Origin of the sequence: uncultured Bacteroides sp., from assembly GCF_910585845.1 — a bacterium.
Lineage (GTDB): Bacteria > Bacteroidota > Bacteroidia > Bacteroidales > Bacteroidaceae > Bacteroides.
This window is the reverse complement of sequence record NZ_CAJUHF010000001.1, coordinates 140,894-159,427: the sequence shown is the minus strand read 5'-3', so window position 1 is coordinate 159,427 and position 18,534 is coordinate 140,894. Positions and strand designations below refer to the sequence as shown.

General features: G+C 47.5%; 17 protein-coding genes. 5 read left to right on the top strand and 12 right to left on the bottom strand.

The features are described 5' to 3' along the window. Positions 1-50 precede the first annotated feature (50 nt). Positions 51-983: a phosphate acyltransferase gene (locus tag QZ323_RS00755; protein WP_294631991.1), complete on the bottom strand. Its 933-nt coding sequence runs from the start codon at positions 981-983 to the stop codon at positions 51-53. Between the two features lie 99 nt (positions 984-1,082). Here QZ323_RS00755 and QZ323_RS00750 point away from each other — a divergent pair, with 99 nt between their 5' ends. The 3 genes from QZ323_RS00750 to QZ323_RS00740 all read left to right on the top strand — a co-directional run bounded on the left by QZ323_RS00750 (position 1,083) and on the right by QZ323_RS00740 (position 3,857). Continuing rightward, positions 1,083-2,048, top strand: coding sequence for an LD-carboxypeptidase (locus QZ323_RS00750; protein ID WP_294631989.1), 966 nt, complete (start codon positions 1,083-1,085; stop codon positions 2,046-2,048). 141 nt (positions 2,049-2,189) lie between these two features. Further along, positions 2,190-3,194 (top strand): M28 family peptidase, encoded by a 1,005-nt coding sequence (locus QZ323_RS00745; protein ID WP_294631987.1) that lies wholly within the window; start codon positions 2,190-2,192, stop codon positions 3,192-3,194. A 234-nt stretch (positions 3,195-3,428) separates the two neighbouring features. Beyond that, the gene (locus QZ323_RS00740) at positions 3,429-3,857 is read left to right on the top strand and encodes a SufE family protein (RefSeq protein WP_294631986.1); all 429 of its coding nucleotides are present in this window, start codon (positions 3,429-3,431) and stop codon (positions 3,855-3,857) included. 147 nt (positions 3,858-4,004) lie between these two features. Here QZ323_RS00740 and QZ323_RS00735 read toward each other — a convergent pair whose 3' ends face one another. The 9 genes from QZ323_RS00735 to QZ323_RS00695 all read right to left on the bottom strand — a co-directional run bounded on the left by QZ323_RS00735 (position 4,005) and on the right by QZ323_RS00695 (position 12,793). Then, on the bottom strand, positions 4,005-5,063 hold the full coding sequence (locus QZ323_RS00735; protein WP_294631984.1) for a 6-bladed beta-propeller: 1,059 nt from the start codon (positions 5,061-5,063) through the stop codon (positions 4,005-4,007). A gap of 130 nt (positions 5,064-5,193) precedes the next feature. Further along, positions 5,194-5,481 carry a hypothetical protein gene (locus QZ323_RS00730; protein WP_294631982.1) on the bottom strand — a complete coding sequence of 96 codons (288 nt, stop codon included), beginning with the start codon at positions 5,479-5,481 and terminating at the stop codon, positions 5,194-5,196. A gap of 19 nt (positions 5,482-5,500) precedes the next feature. Continuing rightward, the gene (locus QZ323_RS00725) at positions 5,501-6,088 is read right to left on the bottom strand and encodes a hypothetical protein (protein ID WP_294631980.1); all 588 of its coding nucleotides are present in this window, start codon (positions 6,086-6,088) and stop codon (positions 5,501-5,503) included. A gap of 279 nt (positions 6,089-6,367) precedes the next feature. After that, positions 6,368-6,577, bottom strand: coding sequence for a helix-turn-helix transcriptional regulator (locus tag QZ323_RS00720; RefSeq protein ID WP_294631978.1), 210 nt, complete (start codon positions 6,575-6,577; stop codon positions 6,368-6,370). A gap of 40 nt (positions 6,578-6,617) precedes the next feature. After that, complete coding sequence (locus QZ323_RS00715) at positions 6,618-7,274, bottom strand: DUF2975 domain-containing protein (protein ID WP_294631976.1); 657 nt, start codon at positions 7,272-7,274, stop codon at positions 6,618-6,620. Positions 7,275-7,276: 2 nt separating this feature from the next. Beyond that, entirely contained in the window at positions 7,277-8,050 is a 774-nt protein-coding gene (locus tag QZ323_RS00710; protein WP_294631974.1) for a type II CAAX endopeptidase family protein, read from the bottom strand. 403 nt (positions 8,051-8,453) lie between these two features. Further along, positions 8,454-9,407 carry a bifunctional riboflavin kinase/FAD synthetase gene (locus QZ323_RS00705; protein WP_294631973.1) on the bottom strand — a complete coding sequence of 318 codons (954 nt, stop codon included), beginning with the start codon at positions 9,405-9,407 and terminating at the stop codon, positions 8,454-8,456. 82 nt (positions 9,408-9,489) lie between these two features. Further along, positions 9,490-10,107, bottom strand: a complete 618-nt coding sequence (locus tag QZ323_RS00700) for an HAD family phosphatase (RefSeq protein ID WP_294631971.1) — start codon at positions 10,105-10,107, stop codon at positions 9,490-9,492. Between the two features lies 1 nt (position 10,108). After that, on the bottom strand, positions 10,109-12,793 hold the full coding sequence (locus QZ323_RS00695) for a calcium-translocating P-type ATPase, PMCA-type (protein ID WP_294631969.1): 2,685 nt from the start codon (positions 12,791-12,793) through the stop codon (positions 10,109-10,111). 242 nt (positions 12,794-13,035) lie between these two features. On the opposite strand from QZ323_RS00695, the gene rd reads away from it, so the two are divergent. After that, on the top strand, positions 13,036-13,197 hold the full coding sequence (gene rd, locus QZ323_RS00690) for a rubredoxin (protein WP_294631968.1): 162 nt from the start codon (positions 13,036-13,038) through the stop codon (positions 13,195-13,197). Here the strand turns inward: rd and QZ323_RS00685 are convergent. Together QZ323_RS00685 and QZ323_RS00680 are read right to left on the bottom strand one after the other, a co-directional pair. Beyond that, on the bottom strand, positions 13,194-14,891 hold the full coding sequence (locus tag QZ323_RS00685; protein ID WP_294631966.1) for a Na/Pi cotransporter family protein: 1,698 nt from the start codon (positions 14,889-14,891) through the stop codon (positions 13,194-13,196). The genes rd and QZ323_RS00685 overlap by 4 nt on opposite strands. Before the next feature lie 100 nt (positions 14,892-14,991). After that, entirely contained in the window at positions 14,992-16,683 is a 1,692-nt protein-coding gene (locus QZ323_RS00680) for a Na/Pi cotransporter family protein (RefSeq protein ID WP_294631964.1), read from the bottom strand. An 82-nt stretch (positions 16,684-16,765) separates the two neighbouring features. Between QZ323_RS00680 and QZ323_RS00675 the strand changes: the two genes are divergently transcribed. Continuing rightward, positions 16,766-18,439, top strand: coding sequence for a nucleoside kinase (locus tag QZ323_RS00675; RefSeq protein ID WP_294631963.1), 1,674 nt, complete (start codon positions 16,766-16,768; stop codon positions 18,437-18,439). Positions 18,440-18,534 lie beyond the last annotated feature (95 nt).

Sequence of the window (18,534 nt, the reverse complement as noted above, 5' to 3'; positions counted from 1 at the left end):
TTCAGGATTTAAGGATTACGTAATTAATGAATTAAGTATAGATTCGGAATCTAAAGAACCGGATTGTCACACCTATCGGATGCGGTGAGGCATGCCATGGCGATACTGTAGTACTTGGACAGTCCGGAGTCGCTCCGCGAAGGCAGCACTACGGGACACACGGGCCCCTGCAGCAGTCCCGCCATATCGGCGTGCGAGAACAACGACACCGCCTTATAGAAGGCATTCCCCGACTCGATATTCGGAAAGATCAGCACATCCGCCTCCCCATTGATGGGCGAAGCGATGCCCTTGATGTCGCCACTCGTCTTCTCGCAGGAAGTCTTCACATCCAGCGGCCCGTCGATGATCACGTCGCCGAACTCTCCCGCTTCCGCCAGTTCCACGATGTTGACGTAGTCCAACGAATGGGGGAACTTGGCGCTGACCTTCTCCGTGCAGTGGATGAGCGAGATGCGGGGCTGAAGGATGCCGAAACTACGGCAGGCGCCTATCGCATACCAGATCATCTCGATGCGTTGCTGCAACGTGGGACGCGGAATCACCGCCGCATCCGAGAAGAAGAGCAGCTTGTCATACGTCGGAATCTGCATCACGGCAAGATGCGTCAACACCTTCCCGCGGGGCAATAGCCCACGCTCCTTGTCCAGGATGGCACGCAGCAGGTTATCGGTATTGATGATGCCCTTCATCAGGATGTCCGCCCCACCCTCGCGCACGATGCGCACGGCTTCGCGGGCAGCCTCGTCGGGATCCTCCACATGTATGGTCTGCACATATTGCGGATACTTCTTCAAGGCAGGATATTTCTCCAACACAGCGGCGTCGCCAATCATCAGGAATTCCGCGATTCCTTCTTCCAGCGAACGGGCAATGGCATACTCCGTATTGGGGTCGTTAGCGCAGACCACTGCAATACGTTTCCTATTGTTCAGGGACTTCAAGTGAGAGGTCAGTTGATCAAAACTTCGAATGGGTTCCATAACGTTAGATTTTTAGCAAATATCAGAAAAAATGTCGAAAAAAGCATCATGATGGCAAGGAAATGTGTACTTTTGCCCCATACACCAAATGTAGAATCAATGAGCAGCCTTATTTTTCCGCCATACGTAGAAAAAGGAGATCGCGTCATCATCCTCTCTCCTTCCAGCAAAATAGACAAGTCATTCCTGAAAGGAGCCAAGAAGCGCCTGAAGTCGTGGGGGCTGGAAGGCGTGGTGGAGAAACATGCCGGAAGCGCAAACGGAACCTACGCAGGCAGCATCAAGCAGCGGACAGAAGACCTGCAGAATGCCTTGGACGACGAAAAGGCTAAAGTCATCCTATGCAGCCGCGGCGGGTATGGCGCCGTCCATCTGGTGGACAAACTGGACTTCACGCTCTTCCGCCGGCACCCCAAGTGGCTGATCGGATTCAGCGACATCACAGCGCTGCACAACGTGATCCAGCAGAACGGTTTCGCCTCACTCCATGCCCCCATGGCACGCCATCTGACCGTAGAACCCGACGAAGACTTCTGCACATCCGCCCTCAAAGACATCCTGTTCGGCCACTTCCAACCGGAAACAGCAGACGCCGTACAGACCTCGAAAGAGGGTTTCAGCTACGTCTGCCCGGGACATAAGCTGAACCGTAAAGGCACAGCCAAAGGCATCCTTCGGGGCGGTAATCTCTCCGTCTTCTACGGACTCCGCGGCACCCCCTACGACATCCCCGCCGAGGGCACCATCCTCTTCATCGAAGACGTGGGCGAACGCCCCCATGCCGTAGAGCGCATGATCTACAACCTGAAACTGGGAGGCATACTGGAGCGGCTCTCCGGCCTCATCATCGGGCAATTCACGGAGTACGAAGAAAACCGCTCGCTGGGAAAAGACCTCTACGGCGCCATTGCCGACCTCGTGAAAGAGTATTCCTACCCCGTCTGCTTCGACTTTCCGGTGGGGCACGTCACCATGAACCTGCCCATGATCAACGGCGCGGAAGTCACTCTGGAAACAGGTAGGAAAGAGGTGAAACTAAGTTACACGATTCAAACCTTGACATAGACTTGCATCTATATATGAATTTAGATTTTGATTCAGACTCAGATTTAGATATAGATTATAGATACAGTCATTAGATACAGATATAGATTATAGATACAGACATTAGATTTAAATATTAGATTTAGATATCAGAAAATGAAAATGAAACAGAATTATACGCTCATCCCCTTATGTCTGATGCTGCTCGCCTTCATAGCCTGCAGCAACAACGTCAAGACGACAAGTAAGACAAGCGACGGCAAGACAGAAACCGAAAAAACCGTCATCAACGTCCCGCAATTCAATGCCGACAGCGCCTATCAGTACGTGAAGGCACAAGTGGACTTCGGCCCGCGCGTTCCCAACACGAAAGCCCACATCGACTGTGGAAACTATCTGGCAGACCAACTCGCCCGGTTCGGCGCCCAAGTCACCAACCAATATGTAGACCTCCCCGCCTACAACGGTACCCTGCTGAAAGCACGCAACATCATAGGCTCCTACAAGCCCGACACCCGAAAACGCATCGTCCTCTTCTCCCACTGGGACAGCCGCCCGTGGGCAGATGCCGATCCCGATCCCAAGAAGCACTACACCCCCATCCTCGGTGCCAACGATGGTGCCAGCGGCGTCGGTGTACTGCTGGAAATAGCCCGACACCTGCAACGGCAATCACCGGAAATGGGTATCGACCTCGTCTTCCTGGATGCCGAAGACTACGGTGCACATCGCGAATACAACGGTCCGCACAAAGAAGAATACTGGGCTCTCGGCTCGCAATATTGGGCACGAAACCCGCATGTGCAAGGCTATAATGCCCGCTTCGGCATATTGCTGGACATGGTAGGTGGCAAAGATGCAGAGTTCCGCTACGAAGGCCTGTCGCACGAAGTAGCCCCCGACATCAACAAAAAGATCTGGAAAACAGCCAATGCCTTAGGCTTCGGCCACCACTTCGTACAGAAAAGCGGAGGCTTCGTAACCGACGACCACACGTTCATCAACAAATATGCCAAAATCCCGACCATCGACATCATCCCTTACAACCAGGAAGGCGATTTCTTCGAGTTCTGGCATACCGTGAAGGATGATATGGGCGCCATCGACAAGGCCACCTTGCAGGCGGTCGGGCAGACCGTGATGCAAATCATCTACACGGAGAAGTAGTCCCCTATAGATAAACCTTTTATGCATAACTCTTTATATATGATTTTTTATACAAGCCCTTATATATGATTCTTTATATAAGTCCTCATACATGGTTCTTATATACATGATTCTTAAATACATGGCTCTTATATACATAATCCGTTATATACAGTTCGTTATGCATTTATATACAGTCCATTATGCATTATCTTTCAAACATAATCCTTAACCCTAAAAAATGCTTTATAAATCATGAGTATAAACGAATTACAAGACGAAGTCATCGCTGAATTCAGCGACTTCGACGACTGGATGGACCGTTACCAGCTCCTTATCGACTTAGGTAACGAGCAGGAACCTCTCGACGAAAAATATAAAACGGAGCAGAACCTGATTGAAGGCTGCCAGAGCCGCGTATGGCTACAGGCAGACGAAGAAGATGGGAAAATCGTCTTCAAGGCCGAAAGTGACGCCCTGATCGTGAAAGGCATCATCGCCCTACTGATCAAAGTGCTCTCCGGACACACACCGGACGAGATTCTGGGTGCCGACCTCTACTTCATCGACCGGATAGGTCTGAAAGACCATCTCTCTCCTACCCGTAGCAACGGTCTTCTGTCTATGGTGAAGCAGATACGGATGTATGCCCTTGCCTTCAAAGCAAAGGAATGCGATAAATAAATGCCTACCCAAAGACATAACTCCCATAGATATTGCGGGAATTACACGAATCATCACAGATTATCTTTAAAGCAGACTGATTTTCTTTAAGAAATGAAAGTACAAAGAAGGTAATCTGTGTAATCCGTGGTGTCCAAGTATGGGTAATTAATGCAGACCACCGATCACATTATAGAACGCGATAATCGGATTGTCCGTATCAGGATTATAGTTACGAAATATATCAGGATAGTCTTTCCCAGGTTCTTCTGACAGTGCATAATCAACAGTTTCAGGAGTGATAACTCCCCAGAACCCGTCTTTGTATACTCCATCTATCAATCGGAAAACCGGAACAGCCCTGCCCGCTTTATCTGCCAATCTCCTGCCACAATAGATTTGTTTCTTACGAGCTAAATCATAAAGTCCCAACTGCAAGAAGCCATCTTTAGAAAACTGAAAATAAAGAAGGGAACCACATCTATAGATTTTCTCCAAACCTATGGAATACTCCGACTTTATCAAGTCCCACTCATTCGCTTTATCCTTTATCTTAGAAAACGGCAAAGGGGAGGGCAAGTCTATCTTATACAAGGCATTCACCCGCTCCGGACTCAATTCATAAACCACGTTGTCAAAGGTTCGGCAATAGTACAAAACCGAATCATTATAACTGAACGGCCCCCCCGGAGTAAAATGATAGGAAGACTCTGCTTCACCGTGCGGGAAATAGCGTTGCTGCATGTGGGTTCCATCCTTCGATATCAATAAAGAATAGTGCAAATCCGCATCATTGGGATAATTATTATGGTATCTATTGTCATAATAGTAAACTCCTCTTAGCGAAGCCATTGCTGTGGGATCGGGTTTCCCCAACTTTTGTGTCCTGATATATGCTCCATTATCCGCATTATAATACAAAAGAGATTGCCTGAAGTTATCAAATACAACCAATTCTCTGCTTATTTCATTCACAACAAAAGTATTGACATCTGTATATTCGCCGGGGCCGTTTCCTTTAGCATCTATTTTATAAAGGACATTACCCTGCATATCATAACAGATAACTCTATCAAGTTTATCCTGTACATAAATCTTTTCGTTTTTAATCTGCACTTCCTGTATGGTAGTAAGCAATGGTTCGGCAGCCAGTTGGATATAAGAAGCCGTTTCAAGAAAGTCTCCCAGGTTCTCAAAATCAGAACTTTCCACTTCCACCTTTATCATTTGCAGATTCTCCGTAACAATATTCCCTACTTGAGAAAATTCACATTCTTTCTTACTCTTGCTCTGGCAAGAATAAAAAGAAAGAAAAAGTATTATAATGTAAGAGATATGTTTCATAATAGATCACATGCTAAAAAACTTCTCCACATTCTACAGGGGTACATGAATAAGGAACCGCACAAAATACACAAATCCTCTCTACACTACTTGTAAACCAACCACCTCCCAATTGAAGCATACAGCGCTTCGTTTCAGGTTGTTGCCAACTATCAGCTTCAAACTCATCCTGTGCAAGAGATTCTATACTTGTCAATGCGGAATCAATAATGCATGATAACTCGGAACTCCGTTTAAAATACTGTTGCATAAAGGCAAACATAAAACAAACTACAAATAAGGCAATTACTTTCTTTTTCATAATAACTAATAATCAAACATTAATTCAGATATTTGTCTTGCAAAATTTGACAAAATTCAACGGTCAAATCCGGTAGCCCTGATATTGGAAAAAATAGATCCTTAATATACAATTCTCTATTCGTAACAAAATAGAAAGGCGGTTCTGATTCTTCCAATATTGGTTCCCTTATTTGAAACACTTTGGTTGTGTCAATATGATTAACAGTCACAAAAACTTTAAAATCTCTCAAACTTTGAGTCTCAATAAGAACATTAACAAACTTCATCTTCTCTTTAATACTCTTCAATTCAGACTCAATACAGCTACTGCAATCTGATAGAGAAAACTTATAGAAAAGCCTACATTCATCATTAAGTTCCATACTAAATGGTCGCTTTTGCTTCTTAATTATCAGGTCTAAATCTTCAATTCTCTTGTTAATGTATTTATGACATTGAGTCACTGACCAAATAGCAGAACCCAACATAACATTTTTCTCTAACAGATTCAGATTATCTTCCTTTAACTTGCTACTCATTTGATAGTTACTTTTGATCATTATTATTAATCCTATTGAAAGAACAAACAATAATGTCATTAAAATACCATGCAGTTTTATTCTCATCCATTTATTAATTTATCAATGGCAAATATGAACATTTCTCCTCGACAGACAATCTGTATCAAGATGGATAAATTCAATTTACACTATAGAGACAACATATTATGTATCAAATAGATAAAATACTATACATATATATCAAGTGGACATATACCCTCATATCTGTTTTATGGAACCAGCAGTGATGATAGAATTTACGGTACCAAAAAGAGGGAGGACTTGGAAACTCCCAATCCTCCCTCTCTTTCCAATAGGAACTTAACGATACTCTTGAAAGCCTTCCTATTCCTCTCCTTCCCGATATTCCAGAATATCTCCCGGCTGACACTCCAGCACTTTGCAGATAGCCTCTAATGTAGAAAAACGTATGGCTTTTGCTTTCCCTGTCTTCAGAATGGACAGATTGGCGGGCGTGATGTCCACTTTCTCTGCCAACTCTCCCAAAGATATCTTACGGCGAGCCATCATTATATCAAGATTTACTATAATCATATAATCAAATAAAAATTGAACAATTATTCCTTATCAACAATCAGATGGTCAAGTCCTGCTCCTCCTTCATCCTCAATCCGATAGCAAACACTTCCGCCACAATCAAAGCAGAAAGCCCCAGCACCAGCGAAGTGGTGTGCACCATATCCGTCATGCTCAACGAATAGCCCGGCACGGCAAACACTTTCTCCACACTATGGAGCGTGAGGTATGCCCCAAAGAGGCTACAGCTGAAACTGACCACAAGCAGTGTCCCCATGCTGCGCAGACGGCGGACATTCTTCCAGTTGAATATATCGGAACGGTTGATTGCGGCAATCAGACGGATGAACAAGACTACTGCCCAAATCATCACCACGAAGTTCAGCAACGAAAGAAGTGCCGAAGATATCTTCGAAAGAATATCTTGCGAAGTATCCACGCTTACAATGAGTTGCCCGTATGATGCAGGCACATACGCCCCCGACTTCTTATTATAGACGGAATCCGTGAAGAAAACGTCGCTCAGGTCTTCCGGCATCAACTGCACCACCTGCATGTTACCTAAGTTTTCCTTCTCCTTTTTATTGACCGCCTCATTGAATCCTTTCCGGAATCCGGTCACTACTCCCATGCCTACATAGTAGGTGGTCTCCAAAACCGAATAGCTCAACACAAGCAAGACAATGACACACAGTATATTCAATCTTTTTTTCATACCTAATCAGTTATATCAGACAGTTTATAGACATTCATCATTCTCCAGGATAGAACGAACAGCAGTACGGCAAGCACCAAGCATATCGGATAGGCAGGAGTACCTATCAGCTCAGATGTATACTCTACATCGGGAAACGACCGACTAAGGTAGACCGAAAGGCTGTTGTTCAGTATGTGAATCAGAATGCAAGGCACAAGACTGCGTGTCCTGTAATAGATCCATGCGAGAAGAAAACCAATCAGTGTAGCCCCTACCACCTGCACCGGATTAATGTGGAATATACCAAATACCAAACCGGATATCAGAATAGCCTTCTTCGGGCTATACTCCTCCAGCAGGACCTTGGTGATTGCTCCCCGAAACAACAATTCCTCCAAGACGGGACCTAATATACCCACGCAGACAATCCCCAGCCAACCGGATTGAAGGACATCGAACGTATCATCCAACCAATCAGGTAGAAACGTGAGATAGGACATCAGAAAATCAATCATAAAGATAACAGAAATCCCCATCACACCGCTCCAAAACAGATAAGAGACGGAAACAGAAGAATACAACCGCTTGTCACCGGTCAGGTAACCCTTCCGCCACAAATAAGCTAACATAAAGAGAAAGCCCACCAATAGAGTAGGTGTCGTAGCAAACTCATTCGACCGTTCGATATTACCGTACTCAAGATATGCGTAAATCATGGAAAATGGCATCACCGCCAAAACTGCAAATAGCTGCATGAGAAAATAAATCAGAACCAGTTTTATTGTTGTTTTCATTTTCGACTACTTCTTTTAAAGTTCATCACTCCATTCTCCTCCGGCTTGTTCAGACAGCAGTACCTATGCCACAAAGAACAGCCATCAACATAAAGAGAGAAATCACCAATACCGTGATACTCATAAATGACTTTTTCATACCTAATAAACCTTTATACACTTTGTTATTCAATAATAATTTATCGTTTTTCGATATGCAAATAAAGAAGTATTTTTTGATATGAACAAGAAAAACAGAAAATAATTATCGAAAAACGATAAAAATAGTACGTTTTTCAATAAAACAGCAAGAGAAGAATAAGAAAAAACCGAAGATAAGCAATAAAAAAAGGAGCTGAAAAGAAATTGAAAAGGAGTTGAAAAGAAGCTGAAAAGGAGCTGAAAAGGAGCAAAAAAAATATCACTATAGGTAGCGGGATGCATCTTCCGCATCCTTACGAAGCTGGGCAACCAACCCATCCAACGAATCGAACTTCAGCTCTGGACGAAGGTAACGGACAAAAGAAAGACGAATGGGCTGACCGTAAATATCGGCATGGAATCCGAAGATATGCACTTCGATACTACGGTCTGTACCATTGTCCACCGTAGGGCGGTAACCAATACTAAGCATTCCTCCGTAGACCTGACCAGCCACTCTCACCCGAACAGCATATACGCCATCGGAAGGAATCAGTTTGTCCGGCTCGTTCACACGCAGATTAGCTGTAGGATAACCTATCGTACGACCTACACGATGCCCGCCCACAACTGTGCCATTCAGGAAATAATCGTATCCCAAACCCGCCGCCGCTTCCGAAACATTACCCTGCGACAGCAACCGACGAATGCAAGAGGAACTCACAGCCATTTCTCTGCCTGCTCCGGCAGAAGAACCCGGCACAACATCCTTGCTCATATAGGCATGGGCAAGAATGACCTCCATTCCCAATGCCTGCCCGTAGCGCACGTAGTCGTCGAAACCTTCGCTGCGGTTGTGCCCGAAACGGTGATCGTAGCCCACGACAAGGGCACGTATGTTATAGTGGTCGCGAAGAAAAGCCATGAACTCCCGTGCCGAGAGTCCGGCGATTTCAGGAGTGAAATCGAGCAACAGGCAGCAGTCCAAAGCGGCATCGGAAAGCAGAGAGAGTTTCTCCTCACACGTAGTCAGCAGTTCGGGACGATACTCCGGCTGCACCACCTTGCGCGGATGCACCGGAAAAGTGACCACGCCCGACGCCAATCCACGCACAGCCGCTACCTCGCACACCTGCTCCATCAGACAGCGATGCCCAAGGTGCACCCCATCGAAAAAACCGATAGTAGCCACACAAGCACGAGGCGGATTCTCCGGTATGTCACAAAACACCTGCATCTTTATATTCTCTTTCTGTTTTTATTACGGCTTAACAACCTGTTCTAATTCTTCTGCATCCTGCCGTCTCAATGCTCAATGCTCAATTGAACAGATGACTCCAATCTTCACCTGCCTGTGGCGTATAGGTGGAAATGCCCAGGGTCTCGGCAGCCCGACAGTTTGCGGCAGAATCATCTATGAAGAACGTCTCTTTCGGATCGATGCCGGTATCGTCCAACACTTTTCGGAAGATTGCCACATCAGGCTTCGCCATTTTCATCTCATAAGAGAGGAAAATCTTCTCGAAGAAGTCTTCCACCCGGAACGCCCGATAGCGGAAAGCGTGTTCGCACGACCACCGCCAGTGAATGTCGTTGGTGTTGCTCAGTAAATAGACCACATACCTCTCCCGTAACTTCAGCAAAAGGTCCAGCTTATAAGCAGGGATAGTCACCAAGAAACTGTTCCAAGCAGCATCGATGTCGGCATCCGTCGCCGGTTTCTGCATCCGTTCGCGGATAGCGTTCCTGAACTCCGCGCTGGAAACCATCCCTTGCTCATATTGCAGGAAAATTCCCTGCTGATGGCAGACATCGAGCATAGCCTCCGTATCGGGTACGCCCAACTTTGAAAAATTCTCAATACAACGCTGGCGGTCCAAATCAATCAATACACCGCCAAAGTCAACAATAAGGTTTCTAATTCCTTTTTCTTTCATCTCACTTCTGTATTAAACGCCGGATGAAGCGTATTGCCTCGCCTATCCACAAAACAAGTGACGTAGAGGCTATGATGATTATCCACGTAGACAAATCAAGCGGAGTGGTGCGGAATACGGCACCACCAAACTGTACGATAAGAAACTGCCCGACCAATATAGCAAAGATGATCAGCTCCATGCCATACGACTTGGAAAGCCCCTTGAATGCCGAATCCGTAGTGCCGAACACACGGGCATTGAAAAGATTCCAGAACTGCAACATCACGAAGAAGGTAAAGAATATGGTCAGACGCTCCGTTGTCATGCCGCCATCGGCATGATGGAAACCGTAGAGTATCCCCATCAGCAAGGCCAAGAAAACGCTCCCCACACCCAGTATATGGTAACGCATCGCCTTGGAGATGATAAAGTCATTGCTGCTGCGCGGCCGCTCTTTCATCACGTTTTCACTGGGCGGGATGGAAGCCAATGCCAAGGCGGCAAACGTATCCATGATCAGGTTCACCCACAACATCTGTGTCACCGTGAGCGGTAACTCCGTACCCACCAACGCACCCAGCAACACAATCAGCAGAGCTACAAAATTGATTGTCAACTGGAAGACGATGAAACGCTGGATATTCTTATAGAGCGAACGCCCCCACATCACGGCAGTACCAATACTATTGAACGAATCATCCAGCAGAGTGATGTCGCTTGCCTCTTTTGCCACGGAAGTTCCCGTACCCATCGAAAGCCCCACTTGTGCATGGTTCAGTGCAGGTGCATCGTTGGTTCCATCGCCCGTCACAGCCACAACCTCGCCTTTCCGCTGCAACAACTGCACAAGGCGCTGCTTGTCCGTGGGACGTGCACGAGACATGATTTTCAAGTCTGTCACACGGTCAAGTGCCTCTTCGTCACTCAGTTCCGCAAAAGCAACACCCGTAATGCGGTTGCGCTCCGTATCTTCCGGTTTCCACAGTCCTATCTGGCGGGCGATTTCCGTAGCTGTACCCGGAGTGTCACCTGTCACAATTTTAATATTGATGCCTGCCGACTGGCACTTTGCCACTGCCGCAGGCACATCCTGACGGATAGGGTCACTAATAGCCACCACACCGAGGAAAGACAGGTCTTCATCGGCAACCAGTTCCGAACAGTCACGCATATCCGTATCCTCCACTATCTTGAAGGCAAATCCCAAAGTACGCATCGCCATATTCTGATAGCCCAGCAACTGCCTTTCGACGGTAGGACGATATTCGCCCGCATCCACCCGACTGCCGTCGAGCACTACATCCCGGCACTTACCCAACACGATCTCTGGAGCTCCTTTCACATAAAGCACCTTCTTGCCTATCACTGCCGAATACACCAGTGTAGCCATGAACTTCCGTTCGGTAGAGAATGTCAATTGGCGGACGACCGGAGCTTTCTCGCGCAGCTCCAAGTAATCACAGTGCTGCCCGTTCAACCACAACAGCAACGCCACTTCCGTAGGATTCCCCACACCTTTTGGCTTTTCTGCTTCCGATGTCTCTTCCAGGAAGGCTGTGGAGTTGGCGCTGATACCTTCTGCTACCAGCTTACTGATGTCATCGTCACCAATCTTCCCCCCATTCTTCAAGGCATAGAAACTGGGTTCATACACCTGCATCAAGTTCTGCGTCAGTGTACCGGTCTTATCCGTACAGATTACGGTGATGGCACCCATCGTTTCGCAGGCATGCATCTTGCGCACCAGGTTGTTGGTGGAAAGCATGCGGCGCATATTCAGTGCAAGACTTAACGTCACACTCATCGGAAGCCCCTCGGGTACAGCGACTACAATCAGCGTCACTGCCATCATGAAATAGCGCAATATGGCTTTCAGCGCCGGAAGCCAATCGGCAAAAGTATGGAAAGAGGAGAAAGAATAGACAAACAGCACATCCTTGACAAAAAAGATGGCAAATGCCAATCCGGCTACCGTGAAACCGACTTTGCCAATCAGGTCGGCAAGTCTGGAAAGCTGTATGTTGAGCGGAGTAGGCTCCACGTTCTGTTCTGTGCTCTGGCGTGCCACCTTACCGATTTCCGTTTCATCGCCCACAGCAAGCACACGCATGACGCCATGTCCGTCAACAACCGTCGTACCGCGCATCACCCGATTGGAAGCATACGTGGCTTCTTGGTCGAAATCCGCCTCTACAATAGTCTTATCCACCACCGGTTCTCCGGTCAGGTTCGATTCATTGACCTGCAGGGAGATCGCTTCCAGCAGTTCGCCATCGGCAGGGATCTCTTCTCCTGTCTCCAATACGACGATGTCTCCCACTACCACGTTTTTCCGTGCAACCTCCTGCACTCGTCCGTTACGGATCACTTTCACCTGGGTATCTTCGTTTACCGCATTCAGCAGGTCGAACTTCCGGTTGGCGTCATACTCAAAATAAAAGCCTATGCCCGTGGCAAGCAGCACAGCAGCAATAATACCGATAGTCTCGGCATACTCGTTCTCGATGACGGATATGCCAAGAGAAAGTATCGCTGCAAACAGCAACACCCTAACTACAGGGTCTTCAAATTTCTCAAGATATAGTTTCCACAGAGAGGGACGCTTTGGAGGCGTTAAGAGATTGGTTCCATACCTTTCGCGGCTTCGCAGCACTTCTTCGTCGGTAAGCCCGCTATGATAATAATCATCTTTGGTTACAATCATACAAAGTGTTAAGTTTGATTAGGTGGGCAAAAGTACAACATTAATTCGGTATAGTGAATGTTATTAAATCTTTTTATAAGTTTGAGACACATTATCCACAACACGATTCACACGGGAAAAGATACCTTGAACAGAATGTCTACAACCTGTCTCACGGGAAGATTCCCAAAAAGCGTTAAGGCAGCAAACAAAACCGTTGCTGCCTACGTTATCAGAGAAGAAAACCTAAAAATGCATAGATTATGGATAAGTACATTTGCACCGTTTGTGACTACGTCTACGATCCGGAAAAAGGCGATCCCGAAAGCGGAATCGAACCGGGCACACCATTTGAAGAACTACCCGACGACTGGGTATGCCCCTTGTGCGGAGTAGGCAAGGATGAATTTGAGAAAGCGTCTTAAGACGCTTTCTTTTCCCTTACGTCGCTGCTTGCTTCTACGACATTCACCACATAATCGCCCAGTTTCTCACACTCGGCTATGATGTCCATATAGTAAACGCCCATCTGGTAGTCATACTCCTTGTTATTGACATCCAGAATATTCTGGTTCTTCAACTGGTTACGATAGTTGTTTATCTCATTCTCAATGTTGAATGACTTGTTTACCACGGCACTTTGATGTTCGGAACGTTCCACTACAACAATCATTTGTTCCAAGGCATCATCCGTCAGCTTCATCATAAGCTTGATATGCTCGTACTGTTTCTCCGTGAAGTCCTGATTCGTCTGGCGTTTACGATTGATGGTACGTGCCAAATTATAACAACTGTCACCAATACTTTCTATCTCTGTCACCTCACGCAGCATGGCACGTATCTGTAGCTTACTTTCCGAACTCAACCGTCCTTCCGACACCTGGTTCAAGTAGTTGGCTATCTCCAATTCCATGTTATCGCTGATGTTCTCATACTTCTCAATCCGGCTGAAGAGCTTGTTGAAATCATTCTCATTTGCAGTGTTCAACAGGTCGCGCACCATACCAAACATACGATGGGTACGCTCGGCAAAAAGATTAATCTCCTTACGTGCCTGGACAATGGACAACTCGGCGGTGGACAACATACCGCTCGAAATAAAGCGCAAGCGGAACTCCTCTTCGTCCTCCTTGGGCTTGATAACCCAGCACACCACTTTCTCAATGGGTTTGATAAACCATATTAAAATCAGCACGTTGCAAATATTGAAAGCGGTGTGGAAAGCCGAAAGTTTATAGGTGATTGCCACTTCGGGCGATACTCCGGGAAAGATAGAGTCCACCACCCCGCTCACCATATCGACAAAAGTGTGGAAGATGCACAATATCCAACAGACACCAAACATATTGAAGATGAAGTGTGCCAAAGCTGCACGCCGTGCCTGCGCGTTGGCAGTGAGCGCGGCAATATTGGAAGTGACAGTAGTACCGATGTTTTCACCCATCACCAATGCGATACCCAAATACAAATCGAGCACGCCGCTGGAACAGAGAATCAGCGTGATGGCCATCACTGCTGCCGACGACTGCGCACACATGGTAATGATGCCGCCTATCAACAGAAAAAGCAGAATAGAAAGTCCGCCCCATTCCTTACAGGAGGTAATGAAATTGATGACTGCCGCATTGTGTTCAAGATCCATCTGCAAGGCATTCTCGCGCAGGGTGGTCAGTCCCAAAAACATGAACGCAAAGCCGAAGACAAACTCTCCGAAAGACTTCTTCTGGCTCTTGCTTGAAAAGGCAAGGGGCACAGCCAAGGCAAACAAGGGGAAAATCAGATTGTTCATGTCTATTTGGAAACCAAAGACAGACATGATCCATGCCGTTACCGTCGTACCGATATTGGCACCCATAATAACGGATATGGCTTGCCCCAAAGTTAGCAAGCCGGCATTCACAAAGCTAACGGTCATCACCGTCGTCGCAGTAGAAGACTGTACGGAAGCTGTCACAAACGTACCAGTCAGTAGTCCGGTGAAGCGGTTTGTTGTCATGGCACCCAGCACATGACGCAAATGCCCACCCGTCAGTTTTTGCAAGGCTTCGCTCATGGTCTTCATACCATACATCAAAAGCGCCAGTGAGCCAATCAGTTTTAGAATCACAAATACAGACATGTCGGTTTTTCCTTTTAATTATATTTTTAGCTTGGCAAGCTCTTCCGGCTTGCTACGGTTTTTCAAAGTTGTCTACAACGTCCTGTGCATCTCTGCCTGTTCAGGCTTTCTTTTCTTTCACAAGACTACCGGCTTCGACCACATTGACCACGTAGTCTCCCAGTTTCTCACATTCACCGATAATGTCCATGTAGTGTATGCCCATCTGATAATCATACTCCTTATTGTTCACGTCCACTACATTTTGGGTTTTCAGTTGGTTGCGATAGTTGTTTATCTCATTCTCTATGTTGAACGACTTATTCACGTCCACCGCATGGTGGGTGTCTTCTACCAGAAGGATCATCTGCGACAAAGCACCGTCTACCAGCTTGAACATCTGATGGATATGTTCGTATTGCTTCGGGGTGAAGTCTTTGTTGCTAAGGTGCTTCCGGTTGATGGTACGCGCCAGGTTATAGCAGCTGTCGCCAATACTCTCTATTTCCGTCACCTCGCGCAACATGGAGTGTATCTTCGTCTTACTGTCGGTACTCAGACGACCATCGGACACACTGTTCAGGTAGTTGGCAATCTCTACTTCCATGCTGTCGCTGATATTCTCGTACTTCTCGATACGACTGTAGAGACTGTTGAAATCATTCTCTTCGTCCGTGTGAAGCAGATCACGCACCATACCGAACATACAATGGATGCGTTCGGCAAAGAGGGTAATCTCCTTACGTGCCTGCACGAGTGAAAGTTCCGCCGTAGAGAGCATACCGCCCGAAATGAATCGCAGGCGATATTCCGCTTCCGCCTCGTGCGAAGGAATGAGCTTGCATACGGTGGTTTCTATCAGTTTCACGAACCAGATCATCACCAGTACGTTGCAGATGTTGAATGTAGTATGGAAGGCGGAGAGCTTGAAAGATACCGCCACAGCAGGATCGGTGGTTTGCATCACGTTGTCGACGAACCAAGCCACACCCGCCGTAAAGGGATTGAACAGGCACAACACCCAAATCACGCCGAATACATTAAAAACCAAATGCGCCAATGCCGCACGTCTCGCCTGTGTGTTGGCAGTCAGTGCCGCCAGGTTGGCGGTGATGGTGGTACCGATGTTCTCGCCCAGTACCAATGCCGCACCCAGCTCGAAGCTGATCCAACCGTTGGCACACATGATGAGGGTGATGGCCATTGTTGCCGCCGATGCCTGCACGATCATGGTCAGCACCGTACCGATGACTACAAACAGGAGGACAGAAGCAAAGCCCATATCTACATAGTTCTGGACGAAAGAGAGCATTTCAGGATTGCGTCCCAAGTCAGGCGCGTTAGCCTTCAGCAACGAAAGTCCCATGAAGAGGAAGGAGAAACCGAAGATAAATTCACCTGCGGACTTGCGGTTGTTCTTGCCGGAGAAGAGGAACGGAACACCGACGGCAAGCAGCGGAAGCGCCATAGCCGCCATGTCTACCTTGAAACCCAATGCCGATATGATCCATGCCGTGACAGTAGTACCGATATTGGCTCCCATAATCACACCGATGGACTGGGAAAGCGTAAGTAGTCCGGCATTTACGAAACTCACCACCATGACGGTAGTGGCAGAAGAAGATTGGATAAGTGCAGTAATCAGCACACCGGTCAGCACACCGGTCACCCTATTGGTGGTCATTGCAGTAAGAATGCGGCGCAACTTGTCGCCTGCAAACTTTTGCAGCCCCTCACTCATGATTTTCATTCCATACAGAAACAGTGCCAATGCTCCCAGCAACTTTAAAAAATCATAAAAAGAATATTCCATCTTTAATTAATTAACAGGGTTTTGCGTTACATTTATTATTATCTCTATATTTAACGTGTATTCACCCTAAAATAAAGACATCATGAAACACATGTTACAAATTTGTTGCAAAAATAACAATATTTCCAAGAATTTCCCTATTGGAAGCTCACTTTTGGATATTTATTACGGCTTTAATCTTAATTTCCCTTATCAGGTGGTCAGCGCTAAGGTCAACAACCGCTCCGAAGGGCTGAACTTCAGGGTGTATAACAACAAAGATGTGGAGTTTCTCGACATTCGAGACTCTTCAGGGTTGCGCACCTATGTGCGAAGCCTCTGCTTCGTACTCTACAAGGCAGTCAGGGAGTTATTTCCGGAGGGCAAGCTGTTTGTGGAACATCCCGTGTCCAAAGGTTACTTCTGCGACTTGCAGCTCGGACGCCCCATCACACTGGAAGACGTCGCCGCCATCAAGAAGCGCATGCAGGAGATCATCGCCCAAGACCTCACGTTCCACCGGACGGAGTGTCACACCACCGGGGCCGTACGCCTCTTCAGCGAACTGGGAATGATGGACAAAGTGAAACTGCTGGAGACCTCCGGCTCTATCTATACTTATTATTATACGCTGGGCGACACCATTGATTCCTACTACGGAAACCTGTTGCCCAGTACCGGTTTCATCTGGCTGTTCGACCTGGTGAAGTATTATGACGGGCTGCTGCTGCGCATCCCCAACCGCGAGAATCCTAACGTGCTGGAAGATGTCGTGAAGCAGGAGAAGATGCTCGACGTCTTCAAGGAGCACCTGCGCTGGAACCACATCATGGGATTGAGCAATGCAGGCGACTTCAACCTTGCCTGTGAAGCCGGACATGCCACTGACCTGATCAACGTAGCGGAAGCCTTGCAGGAGAAGAAGATAGCCCAGATAGCCGACACCATCTACAACCGTAACGAAAACGGCGACCGCGTGAAGCTGGTCCTCATCTCCGGCCCCTCTTCATCGGGCAAGACCACATTCAGCAAACGCCTCTCCGTGCAACTGATGACGAACGGCCTGCGCCCCTATCCCATCGCGTTGGACAACTACTTCGTCAATCGCGAAGACACCCCGAAAGACGCCGCCGGGAACTATGACTATGAATCGCTCTACGCGCTCGACCTCAAGAAATTCGAAGACGACCTGAAAGCGCTGCTCCGCGGTGAAGAGATTGAGTTGCCAAGCTTCAACTTCACCACCGGAAAGCGTGAATACCGGGGCGACAAACTAAGGATTGACGAGCACACCATCCTCATTCTGGAAGGCATACACGCGCTGAACCCCGAACTGACGCCGCAGATCCCCGCAGCCAACAAGTACAAGATTTATGTCTCCGCCCTGACCACCATCTCCCTGGACGACCACAACTGGATTCCCACCACCGACAACCGCCTGTTGCGACGCATCATCCGCGACTACAACTATCGGGGCTACTCAGCACGAGAAACCATCTCCCGCTGGCCCAGTGTGCGTGCAGGCGAAGATAAATGGATATTCCCCTATCAGGAGAATGCCGACGTGATGTTCAACTCGGCACTGCTGTTCGAGTTTGCCGTACTGCGCAGCCACGCCGAACCCATACTGACTAGCGTGCCGCGCAACTGTCCGGAGTATGCCGAGGCATACCGCCTGCTGAAGTTCATCAAATACTTCACTCCGGTACAGGACAAAGAAATCCCCCCGACTTCGCTGTTACGTGAGTTCCTGGGCGGCAGCAGTTTCAAGTACTGAGACTGCGCCTCCACGACATTTTTTTCCGCTTCCGGAAGCACTTCCCTCCGTACCCCTTCCATGCCCATGCGCCTGGAGGGGGTACGGAGTTTGGT